At 64.7% G+C, this 15771-nt stretch carries 17 protein-coding genes; 6 read left to right on the plus strand and 11 right to left on the minus strand.

What is annotated here, in order from left to right; translation table 11 throughout:
- Nucleotides 1-3 precede the first annotated feature (3 nt).
- The 4 genes from HU738_RS22640 to HU738_RS22655 all read left to right on the plus strand — a co-directional run bounded on the left by HU738_RS22640 (nucleotide 4) and on the right by HU738_RS22655 (nucleotide 3995).
- A complete protein-coding gene (locus HU738_RS22640; RefSeq protein WP_176509831.1) occupies nucleotides 4-1116 on the plus strand; it encodes a succinylglutamate desuccinylase/aspartoacylase family protein in 1113 nt (370 codons plus the stop codon).
- A gap of 19 nt (nucleotides 1117-1135) precedes the next feature.
- Nucleotides 1136-1903, plus strand: a complete 768-nt coding sequence (locus tag HU738_RS22645) for an ABC transporter ATP-binding protein (RefSeq protein WP_186604256.1) — start codon at nucleotides 1136-1138, stop codon at nucleotides 1901-1903.
- A gap of 119 nt (nucleotides 1904-2022) precedes the next feature.
- On the plus strand, nucleotides 2023-2949 hold the full coding sequence (locus HU738_RS22650; protein WP_054887403.1) for a MurR/RpiR family transcriptional regulator: 927 nt from the start codon (nucleotides 2023-2025) through the stop codon (nucleotides 2947-2949).
- Nucleotides 2950-3137: 188 nt separating this feature from the next.
- Nucleotides 3138-3995: a LysR family transcriptional regulator gene (locus tag HU738_RS22655; RefSeq protein WP_186604259.1), complete on the plus strand. Its 858-nt coding sequence runs from the start codon at nucleotides 3138-3140 to the stop codon at nucleotides 3993-3995.
- Between the two features lie 32 nt (nucleotides 3996-4027).
- Here HU738_RS22655 and HU738_RS22660 read toward each other — a convergent pair whose 3' ends face one another.
- The 9 genes from HU738_RS22660 to HU738_RS22700 all read right to left on the minus strand — a co-directional run bounded on the left by HU738_RS22660 (nucleotide 4028) and on the right by HU738_RS22700 (nucleotide 13739).
- The gene (locus HU738_RS22660) at nucleotides 4028-5380 is read right to left on the minus strand and encodes a sensor histidine kinase (RefSeq protein WP_186604261.1); all 1353 of its coding nucleotides are present in this window, start codon (nucleotides 5378-5380) and stop codon (nucleotides 4028-4030) included.
- Nucleotides 5356-6021: a response regulator gene (locus tag HU738_RS22665; protein ID WP_176509825.1), complete on the minus strand. Its 666-nt coding sequence runs from the start codon at nucleotides 6019-6021 to the stop codon at nucleotides 5356-5358. The genes HU738_RS22660 and HU738_RS22665 overlap by 25 nt, the downstream gene beginning before the upstream one ends.
- A gap of 67 nt (nucleotides 6022-6088) precedes the next feature.
- Nucleotides 6089-6499 (minus strand): hypothetical protein, encoded by a 411-nt coding sequence (locus HU738_RS22670; RefSeq protein WP_186604263.1) that lies wholly within the window; start codon nucleotides 6497-6499, stop codon nucleotides 6089-6091.
- 16 nt (nucleotides 6500-6515) lie between these two features.
- Nucleotides 6516-7280 (minus strand): COG4705 family protein, encoded by a 765-nt coding sequence (locus HU738_RS22675; protein ID WP_176509823.1) that lies wholly within the window; start codon nucleotides 7278-7280, stop codon nucleotides 6516-6518.
- 129 nt (nucleotides 7281-7409) lie between these two features.
- Nucleotides 7410-8651 carry a cytosine deaminase gene (gene codA, locus HU738_RS22680; protein WP_186604265.1) on the minus strand — a complete coding sequence of 414 codons (1242 nt, stop codon included), beginning with the start codon at nucleotides 8649-8651 and terminating at the stop codon, nucleotides 7410-7412.
- 4 nt (nucleotides 8652-8655) lie between these two features.
- Entirely contained in the window at nucleotides 8656-9873 is a 1218-nt protein-coding gene (locus tag HU738_RS22685) for a PucR family transcriptional regulator (protein WP_186604267.1), read from the minus strand.
- On the minus strand, nucleotides 9870-11135 hold the full coding sequence (codB, locus tag HU738_RS22690; RefSeq protein ID WP_186604269.1) for a cytosine permease: 1266 nt from the start codon (nucleotides 11133-11135) through the stop codon (nucleotides 9870-9872). Before codB ends, HU738_RS22685 begins: the two co-directional genes overlap by 4 nt.
- Before the next feature lie 241 nt (nucleotides 11136-11376).
- Complete coding sequence (locus HU738_RS22695) at nucleotides 11377-12273, minus strand: DUF2950 domain-containing protein (protein ID WP_186604271.1); 897 nt, start codon at nucleotides 12271-12273, stop codon at nucleotides 11377-11379.
- Nucleotides 12270-13739 carry a DUF3300 domain-containing protein gene (locus tag HU738_RS22700; RefSeq protein ID WP_186604273.1) on the minus strand — a complete coding sequence of 490 codons (1470 nt, stop codon included), beginning with the start codon at nucleotides 13737-13739 and terminating at the stop codon, nucleotides 12270-12272. The genes HU738_RS22695 and HU738_RS22700 overlap by 4 nt, the downstream gene beginning before the upstream one ends.
- A 238-nt stretch (nucleotides 13740-13977) precedes the next feature.
- On the opposite strand from HU738_RS22700, the gene HU738_RS22705 reads away from it, so the two are divergent.
- A complete protein-coding gene (locus HU738_RS22705) occupies nucleotides 13978-14235 on the plus strand; it encodes a hypothetical protein (protein WP_186604275.1) in 258 nt (85 codons plus the stop codon).
- A gap of 8 nt (nucleotides 14236-14243) precedes the next feature.
- Here HU738_RS22705 and HU738_RS22710 read toward each other — a convergent pair whose 3' ends face one another.
- Together HU738_RS22710 and HU738_RS22715 are read right to left on the minus strand one after the other, a co-directional pair.
- Complete coding sequence (locus HU738_RS22710; protein ID WP_176509816.1) at nucleotides 14244-14885, minus strand: VIT1/CCC1 transporter family protein; 642 nt, start codon at nucleotides 14883-14885, stop codon at nucleotides 14244-14246.
- A gap of 26 nt (nucleotides 14886-14911) precedes the next feature.
- On the minus strand, nucleotides 14912-15124 hold the full coding sequence (locus HU738_RS22715; protein ID WP_186604277.1) for a hypothetical protein: 213 nt from the start codon (nucleotides 15122-15124) through the stop codon (nucleotides 14912-14914).
- 400 nt (nucleotides 15125-15524) lie between these two features.
- On the opposite strand from HU738_RS22715, the gene HU738_RS22720 reads away from it, so the two are divergent.
- A partial coding sequence (locus HU738_RS22720; protein WP_217871501.1) for a toxin VasX occupies nucleotides 15525-15771 on the plus strand: 247 nt, incomplete at its 3' end.

Raw genomic sequence — 15771 nt, forward strand, 5'->3', positions numbered from 1 at the left:
TACATGGAACATATTCAACACACCCTGCCCTGGAGCAGCGCTGGCATGGAACGTCGGGTCTCGGTGTTCCGCTTTGGCAGTGGCTCGCGCAAGGCTTACATTCAGGCAGCCCTGCATGCCGATGAACTTCCCGGCATGCGCGTCGCAGCGGAGCTCAAGCAGCGCCTGCTCGAACTGGAACGCCAAGGCCGCCTGGCTGGCGTGATCGAGCTGGTGCCGGTAGCCAACCCGATCGGCCTGGGGCAGGTTTTTCAGGCCACTCACCAGGGGCGCTTCGACCTGGCCAGCGGGCACAACTTCAACCGCGACTTTCCTGCTTTGGCGGCACTGATCGCGCCACAGCTCGAAGGCCGTCTGGGTGACGATGCGCGGCACAACATCGGGTTGGTTCGCCGCCTGATGCGTGAGGCCATCAGCGCGATGCCGCCCGCGGCCTCGGCACTCGAAGGCCTGCGCCGGATACTGCTGCTACAAGCCTGCGACGCAGACGTGGTGCTCGACCTGCATTGCGACTTTGAGTCGGTCGTGCTGCTGTACGCCCTGCCCCAGCTCTGGCCAGCCCTGAAACCGCTGGCTGCGCGCCTGGACGCGGGCGCGGTGTTGCTGGCCGAGGACAGCGGCGGCAGCTCGTTCGATGAAGCCTGTGCCCTGCCCTGGCTGCGCCTGGCAGAACAGTTCGGGCACGCCCGCATCCCACTGGCCTGTGTCGCCACCACGGTCGAACTGCGCGGCATGGCCGATACCGACCGCCCCCAGGTGCAGCACAGTGCCGAAGCCATATTGGGCTTTCTGGCCGATCAGGGTCTGCTCAGCGGCGATTGGCCCGCCGCGCCTTCGACATGCTGTGACGCCACCCCGTTCTCCGGCGCGCAGTACGCCTGTGCGCCGCACCCGGGCGTGGTGAGTTTCCTGCAGCCCCTGGGCAAGCGGGTCGCTGCAGGCGATCCCTTGTTCGAGGTGATCGACCCTATCAGCGACCAGCACTCCGTGGTACATGCCACCACCGCCGGAGTCCTCTACGCCCGCGAGCGCTTGCGCTACGCCCAGCCCGGCCTGTGGCTGGCCAAGGTCGCCGGCGCACACCCGTTGCGCCATGGCCGCCTGCTTACCGACTGACAACAAGAGAGCCCCTGCCATGTACACCTTGCAAATCGAAGACCTGCATAAACGCTACGGTACCCACGACGTGCTCAAGGGCGTTTCCCTGAAAGCCAAGGCCGGTGATGTCACCAGCATCATCGGCTCCAGCGGCTCGGGCAAGAGCACCTTCCTGCGCTGCATCAACCTGCTGGAAGAACCGCACGGCGGGCGCATCCTGCTCAACAACGAGGAGTTGCAACTGGCGCGGCACAGGTCCCGTGGCACTCTCAGCCCCACCGACAGCAGGCAGCTGCAACGCATGCGCTCACGCCTGTCGATGGTCTTCCAGCATTTCAATTTGTGGTCACATATGACAGCGCTGGAAAACGTCATGGAAGCGCCGGTGCACGTGCTGGGTGTGGGCAGGAAAGAAGCCCGCGAACGGGCCGAGCACTATCTGGCGAAAGTCGGCGTTGGCCATCGCCAAGCCGCCTACCCTGGCCACATGAGCGGTGGAGAGCAACAGCGTGTGGCGATCGCCCGCGCCCTGGCCATGGAGCCGGAGGTCATGCTGTTCGACGAACCGACGTCGGCGCTGGACCCGGAGCTGGTGGGCGAGGTGCTCAAGGTCATGCACGACCTTGCCCGGGAAGGTCGCACCATGGTGGTGGTCACCCACGAGATGGGCTTTGCCCGGGAAGTGTCCAACCAGCTGCTGTTCCTTCACCAGGGCCGCGTGGAGGAAAGCGGCTGCCCGCGTGAACTGTTGGCCCGGCCCAGCTCCGAGCGCCTGCAGCAGTTTCTGGCCGGCAGCCTGAAGTAGGTTGTGGCATGCCGCCCTGCAGGGCGCTCCATTCGCGCCCTCCTTGGGATACACTGCGGTCTTCGCCATGACCGCCTCGACCAGGCGCGTACGCCCATTCCTCCAACGTGCCGACCCCAATGCCGACATCTGCCAAGAACCTGACCATCTACGCTGCGCCGGTGATGCGCAAGCTGGCGGAGGCCGCCCCCCACCTGCAACCTTCGCTGCGCAAGGTGGCAGACTTCATCCTGCGTCATCCTTTGAAAGCGGCGACGCTGACCATCGAGGAGATGGCCGTTGAAACCTGCACCTCGGCGGCCGCCGTCAACCGCCTGGCCAAAGCCATCGACATGGGCGGCTATACCGGGCTGAAAGCCGAGCTGGTGAGCACCCTGCAACAGATGGTGTCGCCGGTGGACAAGCTGCGCAATGAACTGGCACAACGCCCGGACGGCACCTTTGGCCTGCACGAGCAGGTACAGATCGCCACCGGCAACCTGCACACCACCGGCAGCAACAACACCGCCGACACCTTCGAAGCGTTTGTCCGTTGCCTGACCCAAGCCCGCAAGATCTACATACTCGGCTTTGGCAACAGCGCATACATGGCCGGCCTCGCCGCAGCCAACCTGGTGCCATTCTGCGCCGATGCCACGGCGGTGAGCATGGAAGGTGGCAACGAGAACGCCGCTTACCGCCTGGCGTCCATCACCAGACAGGATGTATTGCTGTCGATTTCCCTGCCGCGCTACTCGCTCGACACGTTGCAGCTGTCGCGCTTTGCCAGCGAACGCGGGGCAACCGTGCTGGCGATAACCGATTCGCCCGCCTCGCCCTTGGCCAGCATCGCCGAGCATGTGCTGTTTGCCCCGGCCGACCACCCTGTGCTGATCAGTTCCAACGGCGCCGTACTGGCCCTTATCGAAGCACTGGTCGCCGGGGTGATGGCCCGCAACACTGAAGCGGTGCAATTGGCGTCCGAATTGACTGAAAGCGTAATGTCCTATCTGCACATGCCAGGCAAAGACAAACCCGTACGAAAACCGGCCAAAGGACGCAGCTGAGGGCAGCATCGCTGTACGATCGATTGCAGATCATGGGCGGCTGCGTCAGTCAGCGGTGAATGCTTGCGCAAGCCGATGGGGATGCCAAGTAAAACAGGGCGCCGCACAGCTGCCTCGGCGCATGCTTGCCGTGCACATTGACAGGATCGATACTCATGGCACTGTGTCCATAGCATTTATCGATATCCATGCGCTATTCACCTGAAGCCCTCGTCGCCTTTGTCGAAGCCGCTGCCCTCGGCTCATTCTCCGCGGCTGCGCGCAAGCTGCGCAAAAGCCAGTCGACCATCAGCATCGCCATCGCCAACTTCGAAGCCGACATCGGCTGCCCGCTGTTCGACCGTGCCGGCCGCCACCCCACGCTCAATGCCGCCGGCCATCAGGTACTCAAGCACGTCGAGGCGATCCTCGATGCCAGCGCCAAGCTGGATGCCTTGGCCGTGCGCCTGGCTGACCAGGTCGAACCGCTGGTGTCGGTGGTGATGTCGGACAGTTACAGCGTCACCTTCCAGGGCGCGGCGATGGGCCGCTTCGCCGAGCATTACCCGCACACCGAACTGCGCTGCGGCCCCTCGGAAGACGCCGACGTGATCGACCTGGTGCAGCAAGGCCTGGCGCATATCGGCATCCTCGCCGCACAGGACCGTTACCCGGCCGACGTCAGCGTGGCTCGCCTGCCCGAGCAGGCGGAGTTCTGTTTGTATGCCAGCAGCGAACACCCGCTGGCGAAGCTGCCGGCGTTACAGCCAGAGCACCTGGAGAACGCGCGCCAGCTGTACATCAAGACCTACGCCGCAAGCCTGCCCCATGGCCACGGCCAGGCCTGGTCGGCGCCGGACTACCTGACCTTGCTGGAGTTCGCCGTGCGCGGCTTCGGCTGGGCCGAACTGCCCAAGGCACTGGTGGCGCGCTTCGGCAGTGGCCTGGTGGAGCTGCCCATGGCCGGCTACCCGCGGCGGGTGGCCATGGATGTGGCCTGGTCGCGCCAGCGGGCGCTGGGGCCCGCCGGGCAGTGGTTGGTAGGGCAACTGCTGGGGTTACCCTAGGCTGTGCACGCAGGCGGGCTCGCCTGCGAGCGTCAATCGCTAACCACTGGCCAGCGCAAGCACACGCGACAGCCACGCCGCTGCTGCTCACAGGCATAACCCGCGCTCACCTCGCCCCCGGTGCGCTGAACGATAGCTCGCACGATCGACAGCCCAAGGCCGGCACCCTCCCCGCGTTTCTCGCTGCCACGGTAGAAGGGATCGAATATGCGCTCCCATTCCTCGGTAGGAATACCAGGTCCGTCATCACGCACACTCAGCATGATCCACTCGGCGCTCTGCTCCGCTTGCAGGTCCACGTGCCCACCCTCCGGTGCGTGGCGGATGGCGTTCTCGACCAGGTTCTTGATCACGGTCCGCAACTCGACTTCCTGCATCGGCAGCTGTGCATCGTCACCTTCCAGGCCGATGTCGAGCTGCTTCTGCTCCGCCAGGGGCATCAAGTCTTCCAGCACCAGGCGGCAGGCTTCATGCAGCGATACCGCGCCTGGCGACGCGTCGGCCAGTTGCGCGCTGGCCAGAGCCAACAGCTGCTCGATCAGCTTGCGGCTCCTGCCGATACCGCGCCGCAGCTTGGTCACTTGCAGCTGGGCACGCTCTGACATGGCCTCCTGTTCCAGGCCTTCTGCCTGCAGCGACAACGCGGTCAGCGGTGTGCGCAGTTCGTGGGCCGCATCGGCGACGAAGCGCTTCTGGCCTTCAAGGGTGCGCGAAACACGCCCGAGCAGCCGGTTTATCGCCTGTACGAAGGGGCGGATTTCAGAGGCCAACAGGTGCTCGTCGATAGGCCGCAGGTCCTGATCGTCGCGGGTGTCGAGCATTGCCGCCAAGGTCGAGACCGGCCGGAACAGTTCACGGATCAGGTTGGCCACCACCAGCAGCAGGATGGGGAAAAGGATGGCAAAGGGCAGCAACGCACGCCAGGCGCTGTTGCGCGCATCGCGGTTGCGGCTGTGGATCTCCTGCGCCACGGCAAAGCGCCTGCCGGACGCGTCAGTCTTGACCAGCACACGAAAAGGCTCGTTGCCCACCACCACTGTCGACAAGCCATCCGCCACCGAGCCCGGTATCGGCAGTGGCAGCTGGCTGTCATCGGCATGGCTGACCGCTTGGCCGTCGGCCAGGTACTGGATGACGATACGGGTTTCTTCATCGTCCGCAGGCGCTGCGTGCGCGGTATCCGGGTAGCGGAACGCCAGCCCCTGGCGCATGTACAACGCGGCAACCTGGTGCAGGCTGTTGTCCTGCAGTTCGAGCGCTTCGTGGTAGGCGCTGAAATAGCTGAACGTTCCGCTCACGGTCGCCACCAGCAGTATCGCCACCGACAGCGCCACCGACAGGCGCAGCTGCAGAGACTGCTTCAGGCGTCTTTCGAGACCATCCATCCCAGCCCCCTGATATTGCGGATCACGTCCTTGCCCAGCTTGCGGCGCAGCGCATGGATGATGAATTCCACGGCATTGCTTTCAACCTCGTTGCCCCAGCCGTAGATGCGATCTTCCAGTTCGCTGCGCGAGAGGATGGCGCCGGGGCGCACCAGCAACGCCTGGAGCAAGGCGAACTCGCGGTTGGAGAGCTGCACGGGCGGCTGGCCGAGCATGCGCGCGCATTTGCTGACCGGGTCCAGGCTCAGCGTCCCGTTGCCCAGTTCAGGCGCCGCGCGCCCGCCCTTGCGGCGCATGACCGCGCGCATCCGGGCGAGCAATTCTGCCATCTCGAAAGGCTTCTGCAGAAAGTCGTCCGCCCCGCCATCCAGCCCGCACACACGGTCATCGAGCCCCGAGCGTGCGGTGATGATCAGCAGTGGCACCGGGTTGTCGGCTGCACGCAGCGCCTGCAGCAGCTGCAGGCCGTCCTGCCCGGGCAAACCCAGGTCGAGCAGTACCTGGTCGTAGTGTTGCGTGCGCAAGGCGGCCTCGGCCAGCAGGCCATTGTCGACCCAGTCCACGGCGTACCCCGCCGCGCCCAAGGCGTCCTGCAACGCCTGGGCGATCATGCCGTCATCCTCGACCAGTAATACCCGCATGGGCTTCCCCGCTGTGAACCTGTGGCGCCAACAATAGCGCGACCGGCCGGAGGCCGACAGGCAATCTTCAGCCCTGGCCCTGCAATGTGTCGAACGCTTTGAGCAGGTCGGTCATCGCCGCCTTGCACTGGTCTTGTTGGGGCTGGCTGGCCCGCAGCGCATCCAGGGCGTCGTCGATCGCCTTGTCCAGCACGTGCCAGTCACTGGCGGCACGCGGCTTGATCCCGGCCTCGGCGTCGTCCCAGGTCTTTTCCAGGTCCCTGATACGCGCCTTGGCGCCCGGCAGGTCCTGGGCATCCACCTTGGCGGCAACCTCCACGGCAATGGTGCGGAAGGCGCTGAGGTCACCCAGTTTGGTCGGGGCGTGGATGCCTGCGGCCGGGGCCGGCTCACCCGGTTTGGAACAGCCTTGGGTGGCCAGCAGTGCGCCAGCGACACAGGCAACGGCCAGCGATTTGAGCAAAGTGCTGGAGATCATGGGTGCTACCTCGCTATCAAGGGGTAATTCGTTTGGATTGGCTGGCGGCGAACTGGGCAGCGCAGACCAGGATGAAAATGACGCACAGGAAGATCGCACTGGTCCAGGTGGCACCCATGCCGAGGCCACCGTACTCATGGGATTGGGTCAGCAGGTCACCCAGCGAGGCACCGAGCGGGCGCGTCAGGATGTAGGCCACCCAGAACACCAGCACCGTACTGGCACCCAGGCGCCAGGCGAGCAGGCAGACCCCGATCAGCGCGGCGAAGACGACGCAACCGACACTGAAGCCAAGCCCCAGCGCCTCGGTGGCCAGGTCCCCGCCCGCAGTGCCCAGGGCGAAGGTGCACAGGACCGTGGCCCAGTAGAATCCTTCGCGCCGGGTGCTGATGATTTCGCGAATGGACAGGTTGCGCTCGACCGCGTACCAGAGCGCAAAATTGATCAGCAGCAACACCGAGAAGAACGCCGTGCTGGCGTACAGGCTGATGTCCAGTTCGTCGGTGAGGATGTCGGTGATCTGCGTACCCAGGATGCTCACCAACACCACACACAGCCAGTAGATCCAGGGTTCGCAGCTGCGCTTGCGCATTTGCAGGGCCAACGCGCCAGCCAACAGCACCGCCATCACCGCACTGGTGATGGCAAGGCCCCAACCGACGTCGACAGCGAGGAAGTCGGCGAAGGTCTCGCCGACCGTGGTGGACATGATCTTGATGATCCAGAAAGACAGCGTCACTTCTGGAACCTTGTTGAGCCAACCGCTGCTGGCAGCCTTCATCGGGTGTACCTCCTTCAGTCCCGTCAGGGTGTCTGCGGCGGAAGTTACCGATGAAAACTTAGGTGAGCCTGAGGGCTGATGCTGGTCAGTCAAGCCAATTGGGGCCGCTTTGCGGCCCCGTTCCAGCCGTCAGGCAAAGCGTTCAACCTGCGCCGGCGTGCGGCGCATCAGCACCTTGCCGTTGCGCACCGACACCAGCGCGTGGCCCTGGCTGCGGACCATCTCGTAGTCATCCGGCGCCGACAGCAGCAGCAGGTTGGCCGGCCGCCCGACCTCGATGCCATAGCGCTCGCCGAGGTTGAGGGTGCGGGCGCTGTTGTCGGTGATCAGGTCCAGGCTGCGTTGCAGGTCTTCGTAGCCGAGCATGTGGCAGATGTGCAGCCCGGCTTCGAGAATGCGCAGGATATTGCCGTTGCCCAGCGGGTACCACGGGTCGACGATGGAATCCTGGCCAAAGCACACGTTCATCCCGGCCCGGTCGATCTCGGCCACGCGGGTCAGCCCGCGGCGCTTGGGGTAGCCGTCGAAGCGCCCTTGCAGGTGGATGCTTTCGGTGGGGCACGAGACGAAGTTGATCCCCGACATCTTCAGCAGGCGAAACAGCTTGTAACAGTAGGCGTTGTCGTAGGAACCCATGGCCACGGTATGGCTGGCCGTGACCCGCTCGCCCATGCCGCGCACTCGAGCCTCTTCGGCCAGCACTTCGAGGAAGCGCGACTGCGGGTCGTCGGTCTCATCGCAATGCACGTCCACCAGGCAGCCGGTGCGCTCGGCCAGGTCCATGAGGAACTTGATCGACGCCACGCCCTGGTCGCGGGTGTTCTCGAAATGCGGAATGCCGCCGACCACATCGGCGCCCATGGCCACCGCTTCGGTCATCAGCGCCCGGCCATTGGCGTATGACTCGATGCCCTCCTGGGGGAACGCGACGATCTGCAGGTCGACCAGGTGGCGCACCTCGTCGCGCACCTCGACCATGGCCTTGAGTGCGGTGAGCTTGGGGTCGGTGACGTCGACATGGGTGCGCACGTGCTGGATGCCATGATCCACCAGCATGCCGATGGTCTTCCTGGCGCGGGTCTTGATGTCGTCGTGGGTGGTGATTTCCTTGCGCTCGGCCCAGCGTTCGATGCCTTCGAACAAGGTGCCACTCATGTTCCACTTCGGCTCGCCCGCCGTGAGGGTGGCGTCGAGGTGGATGTGCGGCTCGACGAAGGGCGCCACCACCAGGTTCTGCCGGGCGTCCAGGTCATCGGCGCTGGCCAGCACGGCCACGTCAGCCTGCGGCGTGAGGGCGGCGATGCGCTCGCCGTCCAGTTCGATACGGAACAGGCCGGGCTTGCCACGCAGGCGGGCATTGATGATGTTCATGGCGTTACTCCTTACCTTGGGCTTCGTTCAGGCGCCATACCAGCATGGCAACAGAAGCGTTCATCCGAAACAGCGGGTCGTCAAGGGACTGCCCGCTCAGTTGTTCGATGCGTTGAATACGTTGGTTGATGGTATTGCGATGCAGGCCCAGGCGCTGGGCGGCCTTGAGCCCGTTGCCGTTGTCCTTGAGCAGGGCGTCGAGGGTGTGCACCAGCACATGCGGCTGCTTGCGTCCAGGGGCGATCAGCGGGCCGAGGGTCTGGGCAACGAAGTCATCGATCAGCGACCGGTCGACGATACCTTGCAGCAGGCGCAGCACGCCAAGCTCGCCGAAGTCGCAGAATCCGTTGGCCGGGTGCAGCTGCTGTGCCACCTCCAGGGCCTGGCGCGCCTCGCTGAGCGCCTGCCGGTAGTGGGCGCAGTCGGCAGCCAGGCGCGACAGGCCCATATACAGTGCCAGTTCCCCCACCACCGCGGCCAGCTGCCGGTGCAGCGCGGCCAACGTCAACGGCAGGTCGGCGGCATCTGCCAGCAACAGCACCTGCAGGTCGCCCGGCAATTGTGCGGTAACGGTTCCCGGTCGCTCGCGGCACCAGGCTTCGAGCTGGTCTGCCAGAGCCTGACGGGTGGCCTGCCAGAGGCGCTCGCCCTGGGCCAGGCCATGGCGCTCGAACAACTGCTCGACGTGTCGCAGGCGCAGCGCCACCACGCGACGCGGCTCATCCAGCGCCAGTTCAAGATGCGCCGCACGCTGGCGGGCAATGGCCAGGCTCGGGTAGTCACCACTGAGCAACTGGCCGAGGATATCGTTGCGCGAGCGGCGCACCTGGTTCATCTGCACCAGGGCCGTGCCGATCAGGTGGGTGACGATCACCATCTTCAGCGCATAGGGTTGCTCGATCAACGGCAGGCCCAGCTGCTCGGCACGGGTGATCACTGCCGGCGGAATGGTCTGGATGAAGGTGCCGCCCGTGAGGATCACCATCCCGGCAATGCCCACCGCCTCCCCATCCTCGACCAGGCTCAGCAGGTTGGCCTCGCCACGTGGGTGGTTGATGCCGGTGACGAACACCAGTTCGCCGCCCATCACCCACTCGGCGATGCCTTCGTTCTCGGCCACGTAGGGCCAGCGCACCCGCCGCTGCAGGTTGCGCGCACCGGCACGCACGGTCATCTCCTGCAGGCCCGGCAGGTGCAGGATTTCGTCCAGCGCCAGGCTCACGGCTCGACGCCCGCCTGGCCCAGCGCCCGGCGCCGGCCGCTGACTTCAAGCAGGACGATGTAGCACAGGGCCGAGGCGCCAATGCCTACCAGCGGCGCGACCCAGGGCGAGGCGTAGGCCAGCAGCGCACCCAGCGCATAGGCCCCCAGGCCCAACAGGTTGTAGCGCGGCAGCTGCACCGAGGCCAGCGCCGGGTACTTGCCACGGTGGCGATACCAGAAATCGGCCATGATCACCCCGCCCACGGGCGGAATGATCGAACCCAGCAACACCAGGAACGGGATCAGCATTTCATACATGCCGCCAATCGCCAGCACGATGCCCACCGCTGCCGCGACCAGCGTGGCGGTGCGTCGGCGTTCGCTGCGCAGCAGGTGGCAGGCCGCCGCCGAGACGTTGTAGATGGTCGGCCCCTGGATGGTCCAGAGGTTCAGGCAGAGCATCACCACGGCGGCGAACGACAGGCCTTGCAGCATCATCACTTCGACGATGTCGGCCTGCTGGTAGACCATCGCGCACCAGGCTCCGGCCACCACCATCAGGCCATTGCCGAGCAGGAAGGCGACGATGCTGGCCACCACCGCCACCCGCCCGCTGCGCGACAGCCGGGTCCAGTTGGTGGCCTGGGTGGCCCCGCTGGCGAAGGTGCCGAAGACCATGGTCACCGCTGCCGAGAAGGTCATGGTTTCATGGGGCACCACCGCGGCCAGGCCGGCAAAGCCCCCGGCATCGGCGGTGGCGATGTACATCGACACCAGCAGCAGCGCGAACATCAGCGGCACCGACACCCGCGACAGCAGGTCCAGGCCCTTGAAGCCGATGATCGCGGTAATGCTGAAGCCCAGGCCGAACAGCACCATCAAGGGTACGGTGAAGCCACCCGCCAGGCCCAACAGCTTGACCAGCACGATCGCCACGGTCGCAGTGCCCCAGGCGTACCAGCCCAGTTCAGCAAAGCCCAGGAGGAAGTCGGAAAGCCGGCTGCCCGCCTCACCGAAACAAAAGCGCCCCATCAGCACGGTGTTCAAGCCGCTGCGTGAGGCGATGAAAGCCAGGGCTGCGGCATACAGCGCCAGCAGCGTGTTGCCGATCGCGGCGACCCACAGCATGTCGACGAAATTGAAGGCCATGCCCAGCTTGCCACCGGCGAACATGGTGCCGGTGAAAAAGGTAAAGCTGAACAACACCATGGCAATGGGCAGCAGCCCCTTGCGCGAGGATGGCGGGGCTTCGCATAGCGGGAATTCGGTAGGTGAGCTCATGGCACGGTGCTCCGGGTTGTCGTTGCGACCAGAGGAGCAATATGCGGGCCGCTTTTGCCTGGCGCGAAAAACCGGAAATTTGCGGGCAATCGGCACAACCTTCCCTGTTCACTCTGCACACTTATTGCCTGATTGCTTGGTCAAACCTGTGCGATTGGACCTGTAATGAGGCAGGCGCGCACCAAAGCGGAACAGCACCGGGTAGTTTTCACCCAGCCTCCCGCGGTGCGCACGCTGTTCTTCATTCGCTGGCGTCGACGTCTACCTCTTTCCAGCTGTCATCCGGGTCGAAGCGCTTCATGGCTTTGGCAATCTTGTCGCCCTGCGGCCCCAGGTCCTTCTCGAACACCTGGCCGTCGTGGCTGATCATGAAGCTCATCACCCCGGTGTCGTCGTATTTCGCCGGCCAGGCGACCAGGGCAAAGCCGCGGCTCATCTGGTTGCCGATCAGGTAGCTGTAGGCGCCACCCGGTGCCGACGGGCCTTGGCCATCGAGGATGCGGAAGTGGTAGCCATACCAGGCATCCCCTAGCACATCCTTGCCGAACAGCGGCCCCAGCGGGCTGATCTCGCCGCCCGCTTCGTCCTCCCAGAACAGGCCGTCATGCTTGCCTGGCGTGCTGAAGATCCGCTGGGCATATTCCAGCGCGCCGTTGCCGTTGCGGTCCTTCGAGGCGTAGTCCATCTGCGCGTCGTGATAGGCCAGCACCGACTGCAAGGCTGCCAACTCGTTGCGGCCGATGCGCCGGGCACGGATTTCGGCGCTGCCGGCCTTGAGGTCGAAGCGCCAGCCGTTGCCAGCCTTGGTCAAGGGAATGGGCAAGGTCCAGTGATCAGGGCCGACGGCCAGGATGGCCTTGTCATCGCCCTGCTTGTCGATCTGATGCCCGGCCTTGTACTGCTCCAGGAAGGCATCGACATCACTGCGCTGCACGCCCTCACGAGGGATATAGGTGCGCCAGTCCTCACCCAGCAACTGCGTCAGGCGTGCTTCGTCGGCGTGCTCGACGCCCAGTGCCTGGACGAACGATTCGACGGCTTTCTCAGGCGTCGGGAAGGCTTCCTGCGCTGCAGCCAGGTGGGTCCAGGCCATGCCGAGGCCAATCAGCAACGTTGCAATAGTTGTCTTGGTGTTCATCGACGGCCACCTCCACCACCGCGACGCGCCGGGGCGCTGGGCCTGGATACCTGGTGCCCCGCTGCGCGCGAAGCATTGGGCCGCTGGGCGAACGACTGGCTGGTACGGCCGCGGTTGGCCTGTGCCGTGGTACGCGACGGTGAACGCACGCCGTCGAAGGCATTGTTGCGGGCGCGGCCTGCCGTGTTGCTCGGGCGGTTCTGCGCGGCCTGACGGGCCTGGCCTTCACCCTGCCGACGTTGCTTGACCTGGTTGCGCGCCTGTTGGTTGTCACGGGTGTTCTCACGCGTGTTGCGCGGTTCCGCGCGACGATCGGCGGGGCGTGCGTTGTTGTTGGCGCCTTGCAGGCGATTGCCCGGGCCGCCTTCGGCGCGGGCCTGACGCGCACTGTCGCGGGCTTCGCGGTTGCTGGTGGCCGGACGCTCTATACCGGCACGGTCCATCGAGCTGCGGGCACGGTCACGGGCCTGGGCACGCTGGGCGTCATCGCCACGGAACGCAGCACGCTGGTTGGCGCCGTCGAGCTGGCGACCGTACTGCTGGCGGCTGCGGTTGTCGCGGTACGGCACGCCATCGCGGTGCGCGGGGTTGTGCTGCCACTTGTTCTGGTTGTTGGTGATGCGGTTGTTGCCGTTGATGTTGTTGTAGCGATTGACGTCGATATCGACATCACCGTTATTCCAGTCGCAATCGCCCCACACCGAATCGATGATCGCCACGCCCGCGCCGAACGCGAGCCCGGCCATCAGCGCGGTGCCCGCGTAGTACATCGGCGACGGTGGGTAATACACCGGCGGCGAGGCCGGATAGGCCCAGGTGCCGTAAGTGGTGGTCGGGTTGTAGGTGGGCACGTAGACCACCTGTGGGTCGGCCGGCTGAATGATGATGGTGCTGGTCGAGGCGCTGCTGGCAGGCGTGCTCTGCGAACTGCCCGAGCTGGCCGGGGCCGCTGCGGGTGCGGCCTGCACGGTGACGTTCTGGTACTGGTTGCTGGTCAGGTTGCCCGCCGCCTGGGCTTGGTGGCGCAGGCGCTGAACGCCGGCCATGACGTCATCGGGCTGGGCCAGGAAGGCGTCGCCCAGGCGCTGGACCCACACCGGGTCCTGGCCGAGCACCACCAGCACCTGCGGGAACGCCACCAACGACTGCACGCTCGGGTCCCAGGTCTGGTTGGCCACCTGCTTGACCGCCTCATCACCCTGGGCCTTGGGGTTGGCCTTGGACCAGGCCACCGCCTCGGTCACCTCGCCCGGGTAGGTCGACGCCATCAGCACCTGGGCCAGCAGCGGATCAGGGTACAGGGCGATCGGCGCGAGCATCTGGTCGAGTTGCTCCTGATCGAACACTGCCTGCTTGGCTTCGGCAGGCGCCGGGTCGGGCGCCGGCACATCCTCGGCCAGCGCCAGGCTGGCAACACCGTTCAAGTACAACACGACCGACAAGACGCATAACAATGGCATGCGCATCGCAGTTCCCCATCTGGCCATACCGCGGGAAAAGAATGGATTGCAAAACGGGCAGTCGCTGCCGTGCGGTAAGGGTAGCAAAGGCGGCATTTTCGACCACTTTGTGCATTGGATTTCAACGCACTAATGGCAGCAGGGCTTACTGCGTTTAAATCTAGATCGCCTATTGAAACGGAACTGTACTAAACATGCCCTGAGTGCTTCGCGGTAACAAATCCATCCACCAGGAGGCCCGATCATGGCAACTTCAAGAGCCGGTCGTTTTTGCGTCGCGGTGCTGTTGTGCGCCACTACCTTACAGGGTTGGGCGGCCGTTACCGAGCGCGCCGAACGGCGCCAGCAAGCCCGCGAAGTGCGCCAGGAAACCCGCCAGGATGCGCGCCAGACCAAGCAGGACTGTCGCCACGCCGACCAGAAGAGCAACGCCGGTTGCCGCCAGGACAAACGCCACAGCAAACAGCAAGGCCGCGAACGCGCCAGGGACATCAAGTACTGACGCCTGGCTCAGCCACCGAGGGCGATGATGGCCAGGATCAGCGCCACCCCGACCAGCGACATGATCACCCCCGTGAGCACTCGGCGCCCGCCGGAATAGCGGGCCAGCAGCCAGCCGGCGAGGAACAGCATGATCAGGGCGACCAGGTTTGACACGCGAATGGCGGTGCCGGTATGGGCGATCACCAGGAACGGTATGACCAGCGGGAAAGTCGCCAGCACCACCAGCAGAAAGGTCGCCAGGGCCGCCTTGAAGTCCTGCAGGCCAAGCCGTGCCGGCAGCGGTTGCTGGCCGTTGCGCATGAGATGGACCCTGAGCAGCTCCAGGCCGTTCTCGTCCACCACCTCGCCGATGCGCGCCGGCAGTGCATCGGCAATCAGCTGACGCCCCTCCTGCCCTTTCTCATCAGCGAGCAGCCGGGCCAGCAAGGTGCGGCTGCGGGTCCGTTCGGTCCAGGTGCGCAACAAGTAGATCACCGCATCGGCCAGGCCCCAGGCCAGGTTGCAGCCAAAGGCCGCGATCAGCATCAGCCGGGCATCTTCGCGGCCGGCCGTGGCCACACTCAGCGAGCCGGTGAAGGTGGTGGCCATCAACAGCCCGAACATCACTTCGGTAATACGATCGATGGGTTCCAGTGCACGTCCACTCATACGTTGCCCTCCCGGGTTGCCCTGAACTAACGGATGCCATGTTTCAAACGAGCATGTTGCGCATTCCAGTACTTCAGTGTTTCTCGCGGCAATTGATGAGGCGCGTCGACCCGCTCTGCCAGCTTGCTGGCAAAACTGTGCGCCGAATCCTGAGTGGGGAAGGTAAAGGTCATGCCACAGGCATGCACCAACCAGCCCGGCCGTCCCTGTACGCTGGCCTGTTCGATAAGGAAGTTCATGTTGCGCTCCTGCGGGCAGGTAAAGCGCCACGGCAATGTTTTTCCAGCGTAGCGCAACTGGGCAGACGCTCAACTAACCAATCATTATCAAGCGCATTTTGACATTCACTTTGCATCTACCGGAGGGCAGTTTGCCGAAGACATGGCCATGCGTTGGGTCAAGCCAGAGACGTGCCACCGTGTCACTTCGCCAATCAACATGAGGGTCGGCCCCTATGAAAGGTTATCGTCGACACACATCAGCGTGCGGGTTTCGATTTGGCGACGTAGAGCCAGCGGTTGCAGCAAAAGGCAAATATCTAGGCGAAAATTCCTACGATATTTTAGGAAGCGCTCAGCTCCTCTGAGAATTGATTCCTCGGTAGTGTTCAGGCTCATCTTGATCGAGCCTGAATGACTCATGAGCATCACGCAAGATATTGCCGACGCCGTCGCCGAAGTCGAATTCCTCCTAACCCCCTGCAAAGCCTGCCAGCGCCAGGGCCTGCCTATCCTCCCCCTGCGCCGCGCCGTCGTCCCCGATACCCGCCCCGGCAGTGACCCCGCCACGCAAACCCGCATCGGCCTGCGCACCTTGCGCAGCGGCTATCTCTACGTGCTGCTCGACCAACGCATCTGGCACGCCTATGAAGTCACCGCGCAAGGCT

This window comes from Pseudomonas vlassakiae (genome assembly GCF_014269035.2).
GTDB classification, from domain to species: domain Bacteria; phylum Pseudomonadota; class Gammaproteobacteria; order Pseudomonadales; family Pseudomonadaceae; genus Aquipseudomonas; species Aquipseudomonas vlassakiae.